This window comes from Streptomyces sp. NPDC102514, from assembly GCF_055584525.1.
Genome location: NZ_JBVJLW010000017.1, coordinates 198,644 through 219,541 on the forward strand (window position 1 = coordinate 198,644; position 20,898 = coordinate 219,541).

The following is a 20,898-nucleotide window of genomic DNA, read 5'->3' on the forward strand; positions in this document are numbered from 1 at the left end:
GGAGGGGGGTGGAGGCCGACCGGCCTCCACCGCCTCCTCGTCACGCCGCTGTCCGCCCGCGTCAGTCCTCGGGGCTCGTGGCCGGAACCTGTACGGCGGCCAGAGTGCCGTCCCCGAGGTGGAGCAGCCCGCGTCCCGCCTGCGGAGCACCGCCGATGAGCCCGCGGGTGAGCCGGACGCCCACGACATCGCCGTCGCTCAGACTCTGCGGAGAGAGCAGCATGCCGGACCTGTTCCGCTTCACCTGACCCACCCAGCCCGCGAGACTCAGGGACAGCGACTCGGCGTTGCCCGCCACGACCAGCCCCCAGCCGGCCCCCGCTCCGCCGCGCGCCAGCAACGCCAGATCGGGGTCGATCTCCGCGCCCATGAAGAGTTCGGCGTCGTCCACCAGGATCACCGCGGTCTCCTGGGGGACGCTTCCGAGCGTCTCGCGGAACACGGCGGTCGACACGTCCGCCTCGGTCAGAACGGCGACGACACCCGGCCGCCCCGCCAGTTCCCGCAACGGCGACCGGCGCGGAGCGAGCACGATGACACCGCCGCCGGCCGCCAGGACGGAACACGCCACGCTCAGCAGAGCGGTGCTGCGGCCGGTGCGAGGCGGACCGGCGACGGCGAACGTGGGCACGTCCGCCAGATCGGGACCCAGGGAGACCAGCGTGTCCCCGCCGACCGCGACCAGCGGACGCAGCGGACCTCCCGCGGTGTGCAGCGCCGTGGCGTCGGCGTACGAGATGCGGTCGGGCAGGACGTCCAGCCGTGCCGGACGGCGGGCGTCGGGAACCTCCGCCTCCCGCAGCGTCAGGGAGGTTCCCAGTTCCGTGAGCACCTGGGCCTGCGCGGTGCCGGCCAGGTCCGTCGACAGCACGGCGATCTGCACCTCGCTCAGATCCTGGGCCCGCAGCGCCCTGCCCGGCGCCGGATCCGTGGGGGCCGACCGGGACGGAATGCCCACCGTGCCGTAGTCCGAGCGGTCGTTGAGCCGCAGGACGAGCTTGTCCTCGGTCGTCCCGGCGAAACGGCCGCTGCCCAGCACCCGGTCGCCGGCCGGCACCACGTGGATGCCCGCGCCCGCCCCGTCCCTGAGGAGCTTGAGCATGCGCTCCAGGAAACTGCCGTTGTCGAACGTGGCGAACTCGCGCTCGAAGACCTCGAACCGGTCCACCAGCACCACGATGTGCGGCAGCCGCTCCTCCGCGGGCGCCATGCTCCGCAACTCGGCGAGGTCGGCGGTCCCGCGCGCACCCAACAGCGTCTGCCGCGAGCTGAGTTCGGCGACGAGCCGGTCGAGCAGGCGGTTGAGACGTTCGGTCTGCTTGCGGTCCACGACGGCGCCGCAGTGCGGCAGCGCGGTCAACGCGTTCAGCGCGCCGTTGCCGCAGTCGATGCCGTACAGATGGACGTCCTCCACCCCGTGCGCCTGGGCCAGCGCCGCCGACAGCGTACGCAGCGCCTGTGAGCGGCCACTGCGGGCGGAGCCGACGATGTGCAGATGGCCCGCCCGGTCGAGGTCGAACACCAGCGGACTGCGGTTCTGTTCGGCCGGCAGGTCCACCAGACCGTAGGCGACGGCGGGCAGCGACGCCTCGCGGTCGGCGACCGGCTTGGGGGACTGCGCGGGTGTCCAGGCGAGGACGTCCGGCAGCGCGGGCAGCCAGGGGCTCGGCTGTCGTGCCACCTCCGCGAGCCGGGCCGCCGCGGCGATGGCCGAGGTCAGCGTGGAGAGATCCGTGACGGCGGAGACGTTCCCGGCGGAGGATCCTGACCTGCGGGCCACCGGCCCGCCCAGCTCCTGCCAGCTCAGCGTGCGGGCCCGCACCGGTACCTCGGTGTCCACCACGGCCGCCGCCGCGGGACTTCGGCCGCCCACCCGGGCCGCCTGGAACGGCAGCAGCGCCGAAGGGCCCAGCCGGGCATAGGCACGGCCGGGTGTCGCGGAGGAGATCTCGCCCGCCTCGGGGGCGTCGATGATGTCCCGGCTCTCGCCGGTGTCCGTGGTGCGCAGTGCGATCCGCAGGTTGGTGTTGGCCCGGATGTCGGCGGTGACGGCACCGCTGGGCCGCTGCGTGGCCAGGATCAGATGGATGCCCAGGGACCGTCCCCGCTGCGCGATGTTGACCAGCCCCGAGATGAAGTCGGGGAGTTCGCGCGCCATGGAGGCGAACTCGTCGATGACGAGCAGCAGTCGCGGCAGGGGCGGCAGCACGTCGCCGCCCCTGGTCCGCTTGTCGAGGTAGTCCTCGATGTCCTTCGCCGCCGCTTCCGACAGGATCGCCTCCCGGCGGCGCAGCTCCGCCCCCAGCGAGACCAGCGCACGTTCGACCAGGTGCGTGTCCAGGTCGGTCACCATGCCGACGGTGTGCGGCAGTTCCGCGCACTCGGCGAACGCGCTGCCGCCCTTGTAGTCCACGAGGACGAACGTCATCTCGTCGGGCCGGTTGACGACGGCGAGCGTGGCTATGAGGGTCTGCAGCAGCTCCGACTTGCCCGAACCGGTGGTGCCCGCCACCAGACCGTGCGGGCCGTCCCGCACCAGGTCCACGGCGAAGTCGCCGTCGTAGCCGGTGCCCATGACCGCGCGGGTGCTGCGTCCCGACAGCGCCCAGCCGGCCACCACGGCCTCCGCCGTCGGCGGTTCGAGGCCCAGCAGATCGAGCAGCCGGACGGCGCCCGGGAGCACGCTCTCGTCCGAGTCGCCCACACCCCGCAACGGCGCCAGGACCCGCCCCAGCCGGTCGTACCAGCCGGGATCGGGAACGTCGGTCCGTACGTCCTCCAGTGCCGCGCCCCCGCCGGTGCGCACCCGGGAACCACCGTCGGTCCCGGTGGGCAGCACCACGACGGCTCCGCACTCCTCGGGCAGCAGACGCTCCTCGCGGTCCATGCAGATCGTGTGCACCCCCACCGACGGGCCGTCGCGCAGCAGAGCGACGACACCCGGCAGGGAGCGGGCCCGGCGGGCCTGATCCAGGATCACCAGGACGTCGGGCTGTCCGGCCACCCCGCCCCGCCGCAGCTCGGGCCCGGCGGCGAGACGGGACGCGACGAGCTGGCCGAGTTCGCCGATGCGCCGGGCCAGCGAGTCGGCGGTGGATCCCACCAGCGCGTACGTGTCCTCGGACTGCGGCCGGCAGTGCGGCAGCCAGCGTGTCCAGGCCCAGTCGCGCTCGGCGTCGGGGCCGGCCAGCACGACGATCCGCAGATCCGCCGGACTGTGCAGACTCGCGGCCTGTGCCGCCAGCCAGCCGGCGAGCCCGCTGGAGCCCGGACCGGCGATGCCCGCCACTCCGGCCCGTCTCAGGGGCACGGTGACCGGGACCTGGTTGAGGCCGGGCACCGTCGTGCGGCGGTGTTCGTCCTTCGTCGGGTCCTCCACGCTCACGGAGGACGGAATGTCGGCGGTGCCCACCCGCAGGGTGAGGAAGTCCGCGTCCTGCCAACGCCGTTCCCAGAGCCGTTCCGAGGGCTGGGAGGCCATCTGGAGCAGTGCGGCCGGATCCGGGTGCGCCGCCCTGAGGCCGCGCTGTTCCTCCCGTACGGCGTCCTCGATGTCCGACCGCAGTCGCTCCATCGTGCGCTGGTGCTCCGCGAACTGCTCCTGGTACTTGAGCATCGCCTGCTTGCGACCGCCGAACTGGGTGACCAGGGCGGCGATCGGTGACAGCAGCGCCAGGAAGACGAAGGTCCAGCGCCCCGTGACGAAGATGGCGATGACGGCGCTTCCCGCCGGCAGCAGCAGGATCGGCAGCAGGGGAATCGGGCGTTTGTCGGGTTTGACGGGTGGTGAGGGCAGGCGGAAACGGGGAGTGCCGAGCGTGGGCAGGAAGCGGGGCGGGCGGTTGAACTCCAGCCCCAGCCCGTCGTCGGACGGCGTCAGTGGCGCCTTGGCCGATGTCCTCGAACTCAGTTCCAGCAGGACGTCCCCGACGGCCAGTTGGCTGCCCGCCCGCCAGGCCGCCCGGTCGCTCAGCGGCCGGCCGTCCAGCTGCGCGGCCTCACCCGGGGAGACGAACGCGGTGCCGTCCACCCTGACCTGGACCCGCGCGGCGAACGCGGGCACCGAGGAAGCCAGCCGGACACGGCAGTTCGGCGCACTGCCCAGGTCGTACTCGCCCGGCGTCAGACGGAAGACGGTGCCGGCCCCCGGCCCCGAGACCAGCCGCAGTTCCGTCATGCCCTCGGGCTCGGGCGCCCAGGGAGGGGGCGCGCCGAGCCCGAGGTCCATGCCGTCGCGTATCCCCGCGGCCTGCAGGGTCAGGTCCGGATCGACGGATTCGGCCCCCATGTACAGGGCGGGGTCGATACCGAACCCTCCGCCGGCACCGTCCTGCCCGACCGCACGAGCGAGTTCCGCCGCGAGCCGGCCCGTCCGGGCGGAGGGTTCGGTGTCGACGACGACAGGGATGGACACCCCCTCGTCCTGGGGGTCACGGACGCTGACGTTCAATCGCACGGTGATCGATGTCCTTCCACATGGGGGTGACGACGGGATGACGGGCCGACGGGCTGACGGAGGCGCGAACCGGGTTGCAGAGCAAGGGAGTTACGGGATGACGGGATTACGGGGTCACGCGGGACGTCAGCCCAGGTTGGAGCCGAGTTGCTCGTCGGTCTGCGAGAAGGCGTCGCCGACGGCCTTGACGTACTGGCTGATCCCCTGAAGTCCCTGGTTCACCTGCTCGAAGCCCTTGGCGAACTCGTCGAAGAAGGGCTGGAACTTCTGCTGCGCGGCGGGCGTGCTGTAGCCCTGGGACAGCAGCTGGGTGATCTTGCCGCGCACCTCGGTCAGCTTGTCCTGCAGCGACGAGAAGTCGTTGAGGAGGGAGGCCGAGGCGGCAGCGGTCTCGTCCGAGTTGACGGCGAAGTTGGGCATGGTTGTGCTCCTTGCGTAGGGGTGGGAAACCCGCCCAGGGAGTGGGCGGAAACTTTTGGCGCTGCGCGCTGCGTGCAGAGTGCTGCGCCCTGTGTCCTGCGTGCCGCGTCCGGTGTTCCACGGCCGGTGTCCGGTGGCTCTAGGCGCCGGGGGAGGGAGGACGGGGGACGTCGGCCGGATCCGCCGGCGCGGTGGGCCCGGTCGGTGACGTCGGTGACGTCGGCGAGGCCGGAGAGTCGGACGAGTCCGGTCGGTCCGTGACGGGCGAGGAGGGCGCGGTGGTGAACGCGTCGCTGGTCGGTGAGGAGGGAGGGCTGGTGAACCTGTCCGTCGTCGGTGAGGAGGGGGCCGTGGTGAATCCGTCCGCCGTCGGCGACGAGGGCGCTGTGACGAACCCGTCCGTCGTCGGCGACGAAGGAGCGCCGCCGAACCCGTCGGCGGAATCGGTGGAACCCGTGGGATCGGCCGAGGTCGGGGAGGGAGGCGGCGGCCCGTTCTCGGGCGAAGGACGTGGGCTCCCAGGGGGCGTCGGCGTCTGCGGGCCGTCCGCCGGCACGGGGGAGTCCTGATGTGTCGGGATCGGGACCGGCGTGGCGGGCCGGTCGGCCGGGAGACCACCGTCGCCCACCGAAGGCCGTGGACTCGACGGCGGGGACGGCTGGGGCGTCGGGGTCGGTGAGGACGGCGGGAGCGGTGAGGTCGGAGAGGGCGGCGAGGGTGGTGACGACGGTGCGGACGGCCCGGGCTCGGACGGAGTCCTCCCGCCCAGGAACTGGTCCGCTCGTGCTTCCAGCCCCCTGTGGGCCGCCGGGCCGGGCGACTTGGGAATGAAGTTGGCCGCTTCGCCCGCCACGGCCTCGTTCAGCGGCGTCCCCTCACCGACCGCCACGATCACCTTGGCGCCCGATTCCGCACCGGCCGGGGCGAGTTCCGCAGCCTGGTCCTTGAGCCCGGCCTTGAAACGCTCTCCGAGCGAGAGCGCGGGAGCCGTCCCCGCCGGGGCGGCAGGTACCTCGTCCAGGGGACGGGGAGTCGTTCGCGGTGTCGTTGGCGGAGCCACGGGCGTCACGGGCGGGACCGCCGCGGGGGGAGCGTTCGCGGCGGGAGGAGCAGCCCGGGGAGCGGCCGGGGGAGCGTCCGGCGCCGTCGCGCGAGGAGTCGGCTTGTCCCCCCGGTTCCGTATCGCGCCGCCTCCCCGGATGAGGCCGCCGGCGACCGCACCCGCCGCGGCACCGGCCAGGATGTTGCCCGCGGTGATCTTGTCGCGGTTGGCAGCCTTGACCAGGAGCTCGGTGACGGCACCCGCCGCGAACTTGCCGACGATCTCCCCTCCGATCCGCGCCGTGGTGCTGCCCAGCAGGGCCCCGCCGACACGCGTCGCGGCGAAGGCATCCTTGAGCCGCGTGAACGAGCCGCTGGTCCTGGTGACGAGACCGCCGAGCTGCTTGCTCAGCGCCGGTGCCACCCGGGTCAGCGCGGCGCCCCCCACCTTGAACGCGGCGGCGCCCGGTATCAGGGCGACGAGCCCGATGAGGAGGTCGCCGAGTTTGAGAGCGCCGGTCTGCCCCGCGACGATCTGATTGAAGATGAACGTCGCGAGCCCCAGAAGGAATCCGACCACGGGAAAGAAGATCGACGTCACCGCGATGATGATGGACAGCAGGATCTGGACGAACGGGAAGTCCTGGAAGAAGTCGGCGACCTTCTTGAAGAAGTCCCGCTCCGGGATGGCCTCGCCGGCGGCTTCGTCCAGGGTGTCCTGAGCCCTGGACGAAGCCGCCTGGCGCAGACTACGGGCGTCCTCGGCGAGTCGTTTCGCCGAGTTGAGCTCGTCCTGGGCGGCGGACACCCGGTCCCGCTGCTGTGTCGCGGCCGTCCGTTGCTCCGGGGTGGGGTCCGTGGGCAGTTCCGGGAGCACGCGGTTCGCGGTGCCGGCGACCGACTGCGCCTCGTTCATCGCCCGGTCGACCATCGCCTGGCTCTCCGTCAACGCGGCGGCGTAGGCCTTGTACGCCTCGGCCGCCGTGAGGAAGGACTTCTGGGTCCTGCGCATCTTGCCGGGCAGGTCCTGGAGTTTGTTCTGCAGCGCGGTCATGGCGTCGCCGGTGCCCTTCTCCACCGCGCCGCCCTCGCTCAGATGCCGGGCCGCGACCTCGGCCTTCTCGCCGATGTCGCGATAACGGCCTTCCAGGCGGCCTATCTCGTCGGGATCCCCGGGCGTCGGGTCCTCGGACATGCCGAGGACCTCGAAGCCGGAAACGTGCTGTCGTGCCACGGTATCTCCCGGGGATTCGGCTGCTGGTCGGCAGGTACACGAGACAGCCGCCCGAGTGGTTCACCCGTACACCGGTCCTTCGCGGCCGGCCGGCCGGCCGCCCGCGGTCGGTCCCTCCCTCGCCGCGGCGGGAGCGGCGTGGGAGGGAGGGAGCCGAAAGCGAACCTTTCCCGCGGCGGTCCCGTGTACCCCGTGACATGCGCCCGCGCCCAGCCGCCGTCATCCCGCACGACGGCCGCGCACAGCACAGACACGCAGAGCGCAGACACGCACAGCACAGCCGCGCACAGCGCGGACACGTACACCGGGAGACATGGATGGATCGATCATGATGGGCTCAGCGGACAGGAACGGATCCGGCCGGCCACGGGGTGTGCGGCGGGGACTGTTCACCCGTGGCGCGGCGGCACTGCTGATCGTTCTCGCCCTCGCCCTCGTCACGGCCTTGGCCTCAGGTGTGACGACGGGCCGGGCGACCGCCGCGGACGGCGACACCGTCAAGGTGTTCGTCGTGCGGACCGCCGGTGGCGACACCTTGGAGTCGATCGCCGCCCGCACTCTCGGCAGTTCCGCCAGGGCCGCGGAGATCTTCGACCTCAACCGCGGTCTTTCCCAGCCCGACGGAGGAGTGCTCGCCGCACAGGGCGACGCGCTCCGCTCCGGCTGGATCCTCAGGCTTCCCGAGGACGCCACCGGACCGGACGTGCAGGTGGCACAGGAGACCGGGGCCGGTGCGGAGACAGTCGCACCCGCCACCCCACCGCAGGAGGCGGCCCCCGGCGACACGGGAGCACAGCCCGACTCCGCCGCCACCGTCGTCGTGCCGCTGCCGGCTCTGCTGGCCGTCGCCGGAGCGGTGTTGCTGGCCCTGGTCACCGCGGCCATCCTCGCCAGGAAGCGGGTACGGAGCACCTGGCGGGCGTTCCTCCGCCAGCTGCGCAGGCTGGGCGAACCCGCTCGCCGTCGCCGTCGCCTGCGTCACCGCGTGGCCCTCTCCGCCAGGTTCTCCGGCGACGCCGAACCGGTCCGGCGGGCCTACGCCGTACTGCGGGAGTTCGCCGGTTCGGAAGGCCGCCCGGAGACAGCCGTGCACGCGCTGCGGGTGGATACCGCCGGGGCGACGGTGTGGGTCGAGGCATCAGCCGCGGTCCCCGCGTCCTGGCAACAGCTCGACCCGGCCCGCTGGCGCCGCCAGGCGGCCGACTGGCTCGGCCGCGGCGCCGACGCGACGACCACGGCCCGTACGGATTCCACCGACGGTTCGGCCTGCCTGGTGAGAGTCGGCATCGACGAGGAGGGTGCTCCTCTGCTGGTGGACCTCAGCCGGCTGGACGGTGTCCTGAGCGTCACCGGAGACGCCGGGGTCGGCCGGGCTGTCGTGAGCGGTCTCCTGGCCGAACTCGCCCGCAGCCGTCCGGAGATCCCGGTGACCTTGCGGCAAGGAGCGGAAGGGGGCGCGGGATTCACCCTGCCCGCCGGGCTGCGCGAGCCGACCGAGTCGGACGGACACCGCTCCTCCCGCGACGTGCGGGGCACGGGGACGGTCCGCGCGGGTGCGGTACGGCGCCCCGTACGCGGAGTCGTGGTCGTCGCGAGCACCCCCACCCGGCACGAGATCGCGGAACTCCTCGAACTGTGCGGTCCGGGAGGCGCCGGGTGGACGGGCCTGGTGTGCGGAGACCTGCCCGACGCCCGATGGCGCTGGCACGCCGAGGCCGGGGGATCGGTGGAACTCCCGCTCCTCGGGGTGAAGGTCACCGCACCCGCGTGACTCGCGCCTCGCGCCTCGGGAGGGCCTACGCGGGCCTACGCGCGGGTGTACGCGGGCCTACGCGGGTGTACGCGGGTCCACGGCGGGGCTGTCGGCGTGGAAACGCTGCCTGAGCCGGGTGAGGGCGTAGTGCTGACGGGACTTCACGGTGCCCGCCGGAACCCCCATCAGCTGGGCGGTCTCCCGGACCGTACGCCCGCAGAGGTAGGTGTGGAACAACACCTCCCGGTGTTCCAGGGGCAGTCGGCGCATCAGGGCGGTGGTCTCGATCGAGGCCACCACGGCATCGGCGTGATCGCGCTGCGCGATGTCCGTGTCCTCGGCGCCGACCAGTTCGTGGCGCGAGGCCGCGCTGCGCAGCCGGTCGATGATGAGGTTGCGCGTCACGGTGATGAGCCAGCCGCGCACGGAACCGGAGCGGTACATGAGCCGGTCGATGTGGTGCCATGCCCTGATGAGGACTTCCTGGACGACGTCCTCGGCGGCGTGCCGGTCGCCGAGGAGCTTCTCCGCGTAGGCGAGTACCGCCGGCCGGTGCTCGGCCAACAACGCCTGCACGTTGTGCTGTTGCACCTCGTCGAGCCGGGGAGAGGACGGGGCGGGGGACGAGGCCGGGGACAAGGCAGGGGACGGGGCAGAGGGCGTCATGGGGCGCATCCTGAGGGGGAGGTTTGCCCGTGCGGTCCGTGTGCGGTCGACGGATCAGGGCAAAGAGGCCGGTGCGTACCGCCTCACCTGTGGGATCACCCCGTCGGTGTGCGGCAGCAGGAGCCTAGGAAGACACCGGTGACCAACCAGTGCCGAGAAGGTGGATGCCCCGCTGTCCGGTGTTCACCGGCTGCGCCGGGCCGCAGTCCTGCCGGTACCGGAGCCGTGTGCCGGACCTGGCGACCCGGCACTGTCTGCCCGGTACACGACACAGTGCGCGACAACGTTCATGCACGTCCCCCTTTCTTACGGCCTTTCTGCCTGCCTGTGGGGGACACACGACAAACCGACTGCCCCTGACGTGCTGGGCAGTCGGTTTGTCATGGCTCGTTACATCCGGTTATGGCATTCAGGCCTGGACGGCGTGCCGCTTCGACCAGTCGAGGACGTAGTCGGCGACGTCGCGCCAGCCCTGGTCGATGGCCAGGGAGTGACCACGGTCCGGGAACTGCTTGAGCTCGGTGACGGCGGACGAGCCGCGGTACAGCCGGTGGGCGGAGCGGGTCACCACGTCCGGGACGGTGTGGTCGGCCTGCCCCGAGATGAACAGCAGCGGCCCGCGATCGGAGCGGTCCGTCGCCACCTTCGCGGCGGAGTTCCGAGAGAAGTTGGCGAAGGCCGCTTCGAAGAGCGGTCGCCCGGGCGACGGGATCGTGTAGCGGTCGAACAGCTCGTCCGATTCGGCCTGCGGCACCGCGTTTCCGAAGCCGTACCTGAACTGCTCGGCCGTCAGCGATACCGCTCTGCTCCGGTTCGCGGGGTTCCCCAGCACCGGGAACCCGGCCTTCAACTGCGCGAAGGGAAGGGCTTTGACCCCCTTGATCTGGGCCGGATCAATGGCGACCGCGGCCCGGCCGAGCCCCTGGCCGAGCAACTTCTGCGCGATCAGTCCGCCGAAGGAGTGGCCGATCAGCAGCGGTTGCTGGTCCAGGCCGCGTACGACCTCGGCGTAGTGGGCGGTGACGTCGTCGATCCCGAAGCCGGCCACGGCCTCGGGCCGGGTTCTCGCCTCGGCCACGGTGGCGGCCTCGCCGGGCCAGCCCGGCGCGACAGGATCGAAGTCGTGCTCGGAGAACAGGTCCTGCCATGGCTGCCACGACGATGCGTGCAGCCAGAGCCCATGGATGAAGACGACAGGTACGAACGAGGCCGACACGGTCTGCTCCTGAGGAGTGGGGACGAAGACTTGCGGTGCTACCAGCTCAGTCTTGACCGCCGCCCGCACCGCTGAATCCGTCAGATGACTCCATGGCACGCGACACGCACGACTCCCGAGCTCCGCCGGTCGGGCTGGTCCATTGCCGTTACGTCGCTACTTCGTTACGTCGAGGTGGGCTGCTGCGGGGAGCGGAGTACGAGCAGGGTGATCTCGCTGGGGGCGAAGACGCGGAACGGCGGGCCCCAGAAGCCGGTGCCGCGGCTGGTGTAGAGGAGGGTGCGGGGGCCGTGGTGGCTGAGCCCGGCGAGGGCGGGCTGATCGAGGCGGACGAGGTGGTGGAAGGGCCAGATCTGGCCGCCGTGGGTGTGGCCGGAGAGCTGGAGGTCGACGCCTCCTGCCGCGGCCCGGTCGATGAACTTGGGCTGATGGGCCAGGAGCAGGACGGGCAGCTCGGGGTCGGCGCCGTTGAGCGCCCCGTCGAGGTGGGCGCCGTGTCCGGCCAGGCCGGAGGACTCGGCGGTGACGTCGTCCACGCCGGCGACCACGAGGGTGTCGCCTCCCCGCTCGAGCAGCACGTGGCGGTTGCGCAACGGCTCCCAGCCCAGTTCGTCCATCAGATCGACCCAGCCCTGGGCCTCGCTGTAGTACTCGTGGTTGCCGGTGACGTACACCCGGGCCCGGGTCGCCTGCACGGTGGCGAGCGGGGCGGCCTGGGCACGACGGCGTTCGGCCGTGCCGTCCGCGATGTCGTCGGTGTGGCAGACGAGGTCGGCCTCCAGGGTGTTGACCGTCTCGCACACCCGCTCCGACCAGCGGGCGCGGTCGAGGGGGCCGTAGTGCGTGTCGGTGATGAGGGCGACGCGAAGGCCGTCCAGCCCGGCTCCCAGGCGGGGGAGCTGCACGTCGAGACTGCGTACCCGCGGGACCCGGCGGGCCTCGGCGTATCCCCAGCTGAGCAGTACGACCGTCACGCCGAGGACGGCCCAGGTGACGATCCGGGCCCGGTCCTGGCTCTCGCCGACACCGGCCACGGTCAGGGCGAGCCGCAGGAGGACGCCGAGCAGCACGGACCAGGTGAACAGGATCCAGCTGGCGCCCAGCAGGGTGTCACCGACGATCGCAGCCCGGTCCTGCTGGCGTCGGCCGTGACCGCGCGCCATCGCGAGCGGCATGACGACGAGGCCGAGGACGAACAGGGCGGTGCCGGCGAGCGTGACGGGCAACGGCCACCCCTGTCCGGCGTACAGGAGCACCCAGCACGGCACGGCCCACAGCAGGACGGGGGCGATCAGGGGGAGATAACGCATCAGGCGGTGCAGCAGGCTCGGCCGCTCGGCCTGCGCCTCACTGTCGGTGGGCCGGGTGTTACTGGTGTCGGTCACGCTTCCCCTCCTTGGCCGGGCGGCCGTCCCGCGCACTGTATCCGGTCACCCCCGACCGACCCGGACACGGTTCGAAGGGACCTGAAAGGACCAAGCGGACCAGGAGGACAAGATCGACCTCGTACCCGGGGCCACCAGGAACGAGAGGGAACTCGGCCACGCGACGGTGCGCTCCGAAGGGCGCCTTACCGCCGTAGGACCGGTCACCCTGTCAGACCTCAACCGAACAGCGGTGCCAGCGCAACCTCACCCGCGACGATCCGCCAGGCAGGCACGCGCACCGTCCGGCTCACGGGGCAGGATTTGGCCCCATGACCTCCGGAGAGCAGTCCGGCGAGCAGGTCGCCTCGCGCGTGGGTCAAACGAAGATGCCGTGCGGGGTCCACACCTGGCCCCGGGCCGGTATCGATCAGCACCGCTGTGTTCTCCCCGGCTTCGGTGAAGACCGGTGGTGTCACCGGCGCCGTCGCCATTACCGCGAAGAGCGGGCCGGTGACGACTGTGGTGCCTGCTCGCGAGGAGCTGAGGGATGCACGCGCTCGTGCGCGGCTGTGGAGGTTCAGGCGGTCGACGTGATGGCTCGGGTGACGGCCGTGATCGCCGGGGTGGGGCGGCCGGGCAGGCGTGCCACGAGGACCCGGCGGATCTCGGGCGGTGCGCCGTCCACGCGCAGCAGACTCACCCCGGGCGGCAGCAGGGGGGAGAGCCGGGACGGCACCGTCGTTACGCCGAAGCCGCCGGCGACCAGCTGGAGTTTGGTCAGCCAGTCGCCTACGGAGTGGACGATCCGTGGCCGTCCGGGCAGGCCGGGCCAGACACCGAGCAGTGATTCGACCCTCGACGCGGGGGCGGCGATCCACCCGGCGTCCACCAACTCGTCGACGTGCACCGTGGTGCGTCCCGCGAACTCTCCGGTCGACGGCACCGCCACCACCAGCTCGGTGTCCGTGACGGTCTCGACGTGCAGAGGCGGCGCATCACCGTCGAAGGGACGGTGCGGCGGGCGGGACGTCAGCACGGCAAGGTCGAGCGACCCTGCACGCAGCGCCCGGACCAGACGGGGTGTGGTGCCCTCGCTGGTGGTGACCGTGACGGGCGGGCCGGCCTCCGCCAACCGTGCGAGCGCGGCGGGCAGGATGGCCGCCCCCGCGCTCAGGAACACCCCCAGCCGCACCCGTTCGGTCCGGGAGTCGGCGCCTGCGAGCTCGCGCTCGGCCTCCGCGAGCGAGGCCAGGACCGTGTGGGCGTGCCGCAACAGGGTCAGGCCGGACGCGGTCAGCCGCACCCCGTCCGGGCGGCGCTCGAACAGGACGGCACCGGCGCTGCGTTCGAGGGCGGCGGCCTGGCGTGAGACGGCCGACTGGGTGTAGCCGAGGTGGGTGGCCGCCGCGGTGAAGCTGCCCGACTCGGCGATCTGCCGCAGCACCCGCAGTCCCGCACTGGAGATGTTCATGCGGCCTACGCATACCACACATGCCTGATCATCGCTTCCCGCATGCCTGTCCAGCTCCTAACGTCGATCCCACGAGCACGGACGAACCAGGAGGCCATCACGTGCGAGCAGCAGTTCTGACGCAGTTCGGCGCCCCGCTCACAGTGCGGGAGCAGCCCGACCCCAAGGCCGGAGACGGCGAGGTGGTGGTCGAGGTCCTCGCCGCCGGCGTGGCGCCCTACGCGGCCGACGTCTTCAGCGGCCGACGCAACTACCCCCTCGTTCCCCCTGTCGTGCCAGGCGTCGGCGGAGTGGGCCGGATCCTCCACATCGGTCCGGACGCCACCCGGCTGCGCGTCGGCGACCTGGTGTGGTGCGACTCGACGGTGCGCTCACGCGACGACGCCCTGACACCTGACATCACGCTCCAGGGCTGGAGTTCGCGCGGCGAGGGCGGCGCACAGCTCGCTCGCCACCTGCACGACGGCGCGTACGCCGAACTCATGCGAGTCCCGACCGAGAACGTCTTCCCGCTGCCCCTCGCGGCCAGAGACGATCCGGCCCGCTGGGCCGCGCTCACGGTCCACGCCATCTCCTACGGCGGACTGCTGGCAGGCCAACTCGCAGCAGGCGAGACACTGCTGGTCAGCGGCGCCACCGGCAACCTCGGCAGCAGCGCGGTAGCGGTCGCCCTCGCGATGGGCGCGGGCCGGGTGATCGCCCCGGGCCGCAACCGGGCCGCACTCGACCTCCTGGCCGACCGGTTCGGCCCGCGGCTGCGCCCCGTCCCGCTGACCGCGGACGAGGCCACCGACCGCACGGCAATCTTGGAGGCGGCCGACGGGCCGATCGACATGGTGATCGACCTGCTCCCACCCAGCGCACCCAGCTCGGTGTCGCGCGCGGCGGCCATGACCGTGCGCGAATACGGCCGCGTCGTCCTCATGGGCGGCGTCGGCATGCTCGGTGGCGACGACCTCGCCCTGCCGTACCCATGGATCATGCGCAATTCGATCACCGTACGCGGGCAGTGGATGTACCCGCGCACAGCCAATGTCGGCATCATCCGGCTCCTCGCCTCGGGCGCTGTGGACCTCGCCCCCGAACGGGTCCGCTCGTTCGGCCTCGACGCCGTCAACGACGCCATCGCGTACGCCGCCGCGCACGGCGGCCCGTTCGACCGCACCGCACTCACTCCATCGCCCGGCTGACACGCCCCACCGAGTCCCAGCGGCTGCACCCGCATCACTTGCAGAGGTCTCAGCGTCGACTGCCGGCTACTGGGTGCGGAACCATGCCAACAGCTTGATCGAGGAGTCGATGCGAAGGCGGGAGGAGCAGGACCGTAGTGCAGGTGACACATGAGCCGGACTTTGGCCCGGAGATGCCCCGGAACAGCTGGTCAGGGGGTGGGTGGAAGTGGGAGATATCGGGAGTCACCTCGCACTGAGCCCCTTGTTTGGGATGCGCTCCAGTGAGGGCGCCCGGCAGGTGAAACACCTGTTCAGGCGCCCTTTTTCGGCGTCTAGAAGAAGCCCAGCTTCTTCGGCGAGTACGACACCAGGAGGTTTTTCGTCTACTGGTGGTACAGGCTCGCCGTAGCCTCTGACCTGTGGCTACGGGAGAAAGTGCCTGTTGCTGAACCGAGTTGGCCCGTACCTGGCCCGGATCTTGGTCCGACCTGTTGCGTTGGCGTGCGAGGCCTGGGATCCGAAATGGCGCAAATAGCCGGAACGGCCTTGGGGTGCCTGTGGTGGCGGGGACCCCGTATGGGAGCGGTCAGGTGCGACGGTCATCGTTGGTCTGATTCGGCGACATCGATTGCGTAGTCGGCCCTGAGCGTGTAATGGCGAAGCCGACTCAGCGCTAGGAGCTGGCTGTCTGAACAGATCGAGGTCAGGACCCCGTTCCTGCAAAGCCTCGTACCAAAGGGCCGCGCGTTCGGGATCGTCAGTCGACGGCACGGCCTGGATCGGCGGACGCATGCCGTACTCCGCCAACAGGTGCAGCAATAAAGCCCTGCGCCGCAGGTAGGACCACCCGCGGGTGTCCCCGTGCTCGGGATGCTGAAGGACGTCCTAGACCGCGCAGGGATTTGTGATTCTGCCGCGTCGGTGGGTGGCGGAGAGGTCGCTGGCGTGGTGGCTTCACGCCCGCCGGAATGCCCGGGACTATGAGACCCGGCCCGAGCACTCCGAAGCGATGCTCACCCTCACCGCAGTCATGCTCATGACGCGTCGGCTCACCGGGCAGCCAGTGTTTCCCAACGCCGCGAAGCCACGGCCGACATCGAGCGTCGCTGCGTGAGCGGCTTCGTCTGAACGGCAACGAATGCCGGTCAGTCCCAGATCACCCAACCGTCCTTCACGCGTGCGTGCCGGCCTCGCGTGAGTACGCAGCCTTCCCGGCGGTCCTCCAGCGCGTTGGCCACAGCGTTCAGGACGTGTCCCAGTGATGAGGCGTAGTGCTTGGCGTAGTCGGTCTCGCGGTAGGCCAGGACCGGAACCGGGGCGCTCTCGTCGGCCCGGCCGACGTCCAGAAGCAGTCCATGGTGCGCATCCGTCTCGGCCAGGACAGGAATCCACGATGGCTTCCACCAGTCGTCGTCTCCAATGTCATCGGCAATACGGAGAAACTGCTGGTGGCGGTCGATGATGCTCTGACAGTCGAGGAACACCTCTCCGCCGGGAAAGATCTTGGAGTCCAGGTGAGGAACAAGCTGGAACCCTCCGGGAATGGGGATTCTGGAGTCCTTCGTGGAACTTCCGTTGTTCAGGCGCAGCCAGGTTTCGAGGACCTGGGGTATGCGGAAGCCGATTGAGTCGTTCAGATGCTGGATGTCCGCGTCGGCGGCCGGGGGGTTGAGCGCTTGCGCGCTGGCAGCGGCATTGCTCTCCAACCATCGGCGGATCCTGACCCATGGGGAGGTGACGTCGTCTGGATGGAGCATGGATGTCTCCGGCTTCAAGGGCCAGGCCGCCGCATGGGTGGCGTTGGAGAGGTCGTCCTACCTGCCAGAGGGTACGAGGAGCTACTGACAATCAAGCCACCTCAAGGTCGCTCGGGGTTCAAGGACGGGTTCTCACTGCGACCAGAAGCGGTCGCCCTGTGCTCACTCGTCGGTCAGAGATGGATGATTGCCGTCGCTTTTCGGCTGTTTGCGGTCGGCGCCGGTGCGGGGCGCGCAGGGCGGGGATGCTCAGATCGGTACGCGTGTGTTCCGTCCGACGGGAACGAGCGAGCCGTGAACCTTGTCGACCACCGCCATGAGCGTGATATCGCCCGCGAGCTGGGAGGCCCGGCCCCCCCTACGACCCGGCCTGGCTGAACGGCCAGGGCCGTGCCCTGACCGTGGACGGCACTGCGGTGGCCCGGCTGTACGGGGCGGCCCGCGAGGGCTGCGACGACTGCCGCCAGGACTCGCTGGAAGGGTTGGGCCGGAATCCGGCCCAGGTGGCCGCGCTGGCCCTGTGGGCCTGCACGCGCGTGACGGATCTCTTCAACGGCTTGCCCGTGGAGATGCTGGAGAACGGCGACCCGGCCTTTCGACGGCTGGCACAGGCCTACTCCGACAGCACCTTCCAACACGGCTCCGCGGTACGCGAGCTGACTGACCTGCACGAGGTCTGCCTGCGCCTGCTCCCGAACGCCCTCCAGCTCGCCGCGGAACGGGCGCTGCAGGTGCTGCTCTCAGCCTTTGACCCGGCCCTGTTCGGCTCCCTGATCTGCGCCTGCACACCCGGAGACTGATGCGGGCTACCGCCCGTCGGCGCGGGGACGGCTGCCCCGCGAGACACCTCAGGCGTCTCAGCCGTCAAGTGGCAGCGGAACGTGGTGCGCTGCGGTCGAACATGCCGGTGGTCAGATGCTGGCGAAGGCGGACAGGAGTGTGTCGGCGCGGAGCCGTAGCTCAGGTGTCGTGGTTCCTGTGATGCTGATGGACATCTCCTGGCCGCCGACGGCTTGAGCGAGTGCGACCTCGAAGGTCGCGTTCGTGCCGACCAGGGGATACGAGTACCAGCTGTCGGGCGCTTCGTCGTCAGTGTCCTGGACGGCGGCGTCGATGGTTTCCCAGTCGGCCTCGTCGAAGGCGTATCCGGCGTAGTTGGACAGCAACTCAAGGAAGGCACGCAGGTTGCGGCCCCAGATCCATCCGGCAATCGACTCGGTCACGCGTTCCCCGTTCCTGTGAGAGGGCCAGCATCGTAGACGTTGTCGGCCGGCCCGCCTGGCTGCCGCCTCGCCCGACAACTGGGGCCTCAGGCGGCGTAGGGCAGCCTGAGGAGATCACATGGTGCGCATGCCCCAGCGGGTCACAGGGCATCGTCGTGGTAGGCGAAGAGCTTCAACACCCCAACGCCCACCTGGTGCTTGGCCCGGCTGGCCCAGTCCTGGTGGAAGAGCTTTTCGATGAAGTGCGGGGTGGCCAGGACGATCACTTCGTCGACGGCGGTGTCGAACTTCCCAGCACCGGGGGTGACTTCGTGAGAGCAGGCGACGGCGAGCACGTAGCCGATGCCGCGCTCCTGCAGCGCGGACCGCAGCGTTGGGTTGCCGCCGTAGACCTCGTCCCTCGTGGCCCAGCCCACGTGGTGCCCGGCGTCGAAGAACCGGCTGATCATGCGGGCGGCGAGTTCCGGCTTGGTCGTGAAGACGGTGTTCTCGCCCAGCCCAGCGGCCCGGCAGCGATCCGGGTCGCACGTCCACGAGCGCGGGATATACAGCTGGCGGTCCACCGCCGCGTGCCCGCGGCGCCCGGTGTACACGAGGTAGACCGCTACCTGCGCGTTTTCGATCCTCCCGGCGGTTCCGGTGTATTGACGCTGGACGCCCACAGTGTGTGTGCCCTTCTTTACGTCCCCGGTCTCGTCGACCACCAGCACCGCACCCTCGTCGTGCAGATGTTCCAGCACGTACTCACACACGTCATCACGCACGCGGTCGGCATCCCACCTGGCCCGGCGGAGCAGGTGCTGCATACCGTCCGGGCTCGTCTGCCCAGCCCACTCGGCGATCGACAGCAGTTCTTGCGCGGGAGGTCTGACAGCAGCCCGAACAGCATGGCCTTCGCCTGGCGCCGTGGTTCAACCCGCGCGAACCGGCCCGATATCCGGCTCATCAAGGCCTCGAACGCGTCCTGCCAGCGGGCAGGGTCTACACCGTGGCGCGCGGCCACCGCACTATCTTGGAGAGTCCACACACCTCACCAAGATCACGCGGTGGCCGTCCTGTTCCCGCGGCGAACGACGAGATCACGGAGTCGTCGTGATACTTGCGCCCGGCCCCCGGCGGATCCCGAGCAGAAGATTGCCGGACGCTGGCAATGTGCGAAGGTCCGCCGTACCTGCATGCTGATGTCCGCCGACAGAAACGGGGGCGTCAGTGGAAGCAACCTCAACCTGCAGCGTGGCACGTGCCCGCATCGGATCGGGCCTGGCGGTGACGGTTCTTCTGCTGCCTCTCGGCGGCTACGGGCTGGCCAGGGCGGGGGTAGCCCCGAACGGCGCACCCATCGTGCTTGGCCTGCTGTCCGTGATCGTCGGCTTCGTCCTCCTACCCGCGTTGTGCGAGGAGCGAGCCCCGTTCCGGCACTCATCGTCGCACTTGACTGCGCGCACCTTGACCGGCGAGCGGTCCGTCGATCTCAACCAGATCACCTCCGTCCGACTGCTGACGACCTTTTCGTACGGCAGCGCGTACCGGACGCTGTGGGTGCGCGACGCCAACGGTGTGCGCCTTGGTATCACGACCGAGAGAAGCCGCAGGAAACTACGCCGAGCGATCGAGAAGGCGGGCGCGAACGCCGCGCGAGGCGTCACCGGGCCCCATGTGAGCCGTGCGGCCCGGGCGCATCTGGGCCTTGCTCCAGGGCAAGGGATCGTCGCCCATACGGTTCTCTCTTTTCTGCTTCTGACCGTGGCCGGGAGCCTGTACGTGGTTGCTGTGCTCCAACTCGGCGGACAGTAAGCCCCCTCCCCGTAGTGACTGACGAACCCGCCACAGCGGCTCGTGATCACGATCTACCACTGGAGTACTAGACCTGACCAACACCACCTTCCGCCGCCGTTACCCTGACATCGCCCGAGAAATCGCTGATCACCGAGCCACCCCCACCGCCCCTCGCAGCGGACCGACCGCACACGACAGACTCGTCGCCCGCAACGCGAAACTCCGCCGACACAACCGCGAGCTGACCGCTCAGCTCACCGTCGCTGCTGCACAGATCCAGCACCTTGCTCTGCGCAACGAACGACTCCAAGAGGCACTGGAGGAGACGTCGAACATCATGAGCATCACCAGCAGGGCCTCACGCCGTTGAACAAGTGACCTCGCGCTCTGGACACGCGAGACGCTGACAGCGTGATCACTGCGAGTCGCCGTTTACCTGCCTCTCTGCCGCACACAGCCTCACCCGATGACGCTGAACGTCGACCTCGGCAACCCGGACCGTGATCTGATCGCCCTCGCGCACGAGCTGGTCAGGGGTCACTGCTGGCTGGCTCGTCATCTCGGACAGGTGAAGGAGCCCTTCCACGTCCGGGGCGACGCGCACGAATACGCCGAATGGGACGATCTTCGTGACAGTGCCGTGGAGGACCTGACCCGATTGATCAGAGAACTCGATCAGAGGGTCTTTCTGCAGGGCCTTCATCGAGATCGCGACCTGTCCCTGACGTGTTTCGGCGATGAGCACCTCGGCGGTGATCCTCTGGCCGGCCTCGACCGCTTCCGAGGGGTGGCTGATCCGCGACCAGGTCAGTTCGGGCACACGGATGAAGCCAGTGCATAGCCCGTCGGGCTCGCCGTCGAGATGGACGAAGACGCCGAAGTTGTGAACCTCCGACACGGTCCCGGAGACGATCTTCCCTGGCTGGAGCGCGAGCAGGAAGGTCCGGAGCTCGGGGTTCTCGCAGGCGCGGGCGGACAAGCGAAGTTCTCCGCGCCACCGTCCGATCTCCTCAGCATCGAGTTCCTGGCCGATCTCGAAGACCTCAGACGGATGGTCGATACGGCGCATCGACGCCTCGTCCCGGGAAATTCGGCCAGCCTCGTTGTTCCCCTCGCTCGATGCCCCGAGCACGACCAAGACGTCTGACCTGTCGAAGCCGGTGACGGTTACCCTGCGGACCGGACCGGGACGGAGCTTGTTGAGGAAAGACTGCAGGCGAGGATCGGAACCGGGCTCGGACATGGGCGGAGCCTAGCCTCGCGCTTTCACGAGGTGGGACGTCCGAGGCTTGATCAAATAAGCGGAGAGTGCTCCTGACCTGCAACGATGGGACTTGTCTAGGGTC

14 protein-coding genes and 1 pseudogene are annotated in these 20,898 nt (G+C 70.2%); 4 read left to right on the forward strand and 11 right to left on the reverse strand.

The genetic code is table 11. The features are described 5' to 3' along the window. Nucleotides 1-61: 61 nt before the first annotated feature. The 3 genes from ACZ60E_RS35845 to ACZ60E_RS35855 all read right to left on the reverse strand — a co-directional run bounded on the left by ACZ60E_RS35845 (nt 62) and on the right by ACZ60E_RS35855 (nt 7,151). A complete protein-coding gene (locus ACZ60E_RS35845; RefSeq protein ID WP_469446016.1) occupies nt 62-4,456 on the reverse strand; it encodes an FtsK/SpoIIIE domain-containing protein in 4,395 nt (1,464 codons plus the stop codon). Nucleotides 4,457-4,582: 126 nt separating this feature from the next. Next, nucleotides 4,583-4,876, reverse strand: a complete 294-nt coding sequence (locus ACZ60E_RS35850) for a WXG100 family type VII secretion target (protein ID WP_210891234.1) — start codon at nt 4,874-4,876, stop codon at nt 4,583-4,585. A gap of 139 nt (nt 4,877-5,015) precedes the next feature. After that, on the reverse strand, nt 5,016-7,151 hold the full coding sequence (locus ACZ60E_RS35855) for a hypothetical protein (RefSeq protein WP_469446018.1): 2,136 nt from the start codon (nt 7,149-7,151) through the stop codon (nt 5,016-5,018). A 313-nt stretch (nt 7,152-7,464) separates the two neighbouring features. Between ACZ60E_RS35855 and ACZ60E_RS35860 the strand changes: the two genes are divergently transcribed. Continuing rightward, the gene (locus ACZ60E_RS35860; RefSeq protein ID WP_469446020.1) at nt 7,465-8,922 is read left to right on the forward strand and encodes a tail protein X; all 1,458 of its coding nucleotides are present in this window, start codon (nt 7,465-7,467) and stop codon (nt 8,920-8,922) included. 57 nt (nt 8,923-8,979) lie between these two features. On the opposite strand, the gene ACZ60E_RS35865 is transcribed toward ACZ60E_RS35860, so the two are convergent. From ACZ60E_RS35865 to ACZ60E_RS35880, 4 genes are all read right to left on the reverse strand, one after another. Next, nucleotides 8,980-9,570, reverse strand: a complete 591-nt coding sequence (locus ACZ60E_RS35865) for a sigma-70 family RNA polymerase sigma factor (protein WP_469446022.1) — start codon at nt 9,568-9,570, stop codon at nt 8,980-8,982. 409 nt (nt 9,571-9,979) lie between these two features. Next, nucleotides 9,980-10,786, reverse strand: coding sequence for an alpha/beta hydrolase (locus ACZ60E_RS35870; RefSeq protein ID WP_453794766.1), 807 nt, complete (start codon nt 10,784-10,786; stop codon nt 9,980-9,982). A gap of 164 nt (nt 10,787-10,950) precedes the next feature. Then, on the reverse strand, nt 10,951-12,171 hold the full coding sequence (locus ACZ60E_RS35875; RefSeq protein ID WP_469446024.1) for a metallophosphoesterase: 1,221 nt from the start codon (nt 12,169-12,171) through the stop codon (nt 10,951-10,953). A gap of 559 nt (nt 12,172-12,730) precedes the next feature. Further along, nucleotides 12,731-13,624 (reverse strand): LysR family transcriptional regulator, encoded by an 894-nt coding sequence (locus tag ACZ60E_RS35880; protein ID WP_469446026.1) that lies wholly within the window; start codon nt 13,622-13,624, stop codon nt 12,731-12,733. Between the two features lie 101 nt (nt 13,625-13,725). On the opposite strand from ACZ60E_RS35880, the gene ACZ60E_RS35885 reads away from it, so the two are divergent. Next, nucleotides 13,726-14,814 carry an alcohol dehydrogenase catalytic domain-containing protein gene (locus ACZ60E_RS35885; RefSeq protein WP_469446027.1) on the forward strand — a complete coding sequence of 363 codons (1,089 nt, stop codon included), beginning with the start codon at nt 13,726-13,728 and terminating at the stop codon, nt 14,812-14,814. Between the two features lie 1,127 nt (nt 14,815-15,941). On the opposite strand, the gene ACZ60E_RS35890 is transcribed toward ACZ60E_RS35885, so the two are convergent. Beyond that, a complete protein-coding gene (locus tag ACZ60E_RS35890) occupies nt 15,942-16,553 on the reverse strand; it encodes an SMI1/KNR4 family protein (RefSeq protein ID WP_469446029.1) in 612 nt (203 codons plus the stop codon). 401 nt (nt 16,554-16,954) lie between these two features. Between ACZ60E_RS35890 and ACZ60E_RS35895 the strand changes: the two genes are divergently transcribed. After that, on the forward strand, nt 16,955-17,353 hold the full coding sequence (locus tag ACZ60E_RS35895) for a hypothetical protein (protein ID WP_469446031.1): 399 nt from the start codon (nt 16,955-16,957) through the stop codon (nt 17,351-17,353). 111 nt (nt 17,354-17,464) lie between these two features. Here the strand turns inward: ACZ60E_RS35895 and ACZ60E_RS35900 are convergent, their stop codons facing one another. After that, on the reverse strand, nt 17,465-17,776 hold the full coding sequence (locus tag ACZ60E_RS35900) for a hypothetical protein (protein WP_469446033.1): 312 nt from the start codon (nt 17,774-17,776) through the stop codon (nt 17,465-17,467). A gap of 272 nt (nt 17,777-18,048) precedes the next feature. After that, nucleotides 18,049-18,722 (reverse strand): annotated as a pseudogene (locus tag ACZ60E_RS35905) (IS701 family transposase); the annotation flags it as partial. Between the two features lie 287 nt (nt 18,723-19,009). Between ACZ60E_RS35905 and ACZ60E_RS35910 the strand changes: the two are divergent. Beyond that, on the forward strand, nt 19,010-19,570 hold the full coding sequence (locus ACZ60E_RS35910) for a hypothetical protein (RefSeq protein WP_469446034.1): 561 nt from the start codon (nt 19,010-19,012) through the stop codon (nt 19,568-19,570). 397 nt (nt 19,571-19,967) lie between these two features. On the opposite strand, the gene ACZ60E_RS35915 is transcribed toward ACZ60E_RS35910, so the two are convergent. Beyond that, nucleotides 19,968-20,795: a S1 RNA-binding domain-containing protein gene (locus tag ACZ60E_RS35915; RefSeq protein ID WP_469446035.1), complete on the reverse strand. Its 828-nt coding sequence runs from the start codon at nt 20,793-20,795 to the stop codon at nt 19,968-19,970. Nucleotides 20,796-20,898: the final 103 nt, after the last annotated feature.

Excerpts from the sequence above, each read along its gene's own strand:
- ACZ60E_RS35860 (WP_469446020.1), top strand. The coding sequence starts at position 7,465 with ATGGATGGATCGATCATGATGGGCTCAGCGGACAGGAACGGATCCGGC.
- ACZ60E_RS35880 (WP_469446026.1), bottom strand. The coding sequence starts at position 13,624 with ATGAACATCTCCAGTGCGGGACTGCGGGTGCTGCGGCAGATCGCCGAG.
- ACZ60E_RS35915 (WP_469446035.1), bottom strand. The coding sequence starts at position 20,795 with ATGTCCGAGCCCGGTTCCGATCCTCGCCTGCAGTCTTTCCTCAACAAG.
- ACZ60E_RS35890 (WP_469446029.1), bottom strand. The coding sequence starts at position 16,553 with ATGCTCCATCCAGACGACGTCACCTCCCCATGGGTCAGGATCCGCCGA.
- ACZ60E_RS35850 (WP_210891234.1), bottom strand. The coding sequence starts at position 4,876 with ATGCCCAACTTCGCCGTCAACTCGGACGAGACCGCTGCCGCCTCGGCC.
- ACZ60E_RS35865 (WP_469446022.1), bottom strand. The coding sequence starts at position 9,570 with ATGACGCCCTCTGCCCCGTCCCCTGCCTTGTCCCCGGCCTCGTCCCCC.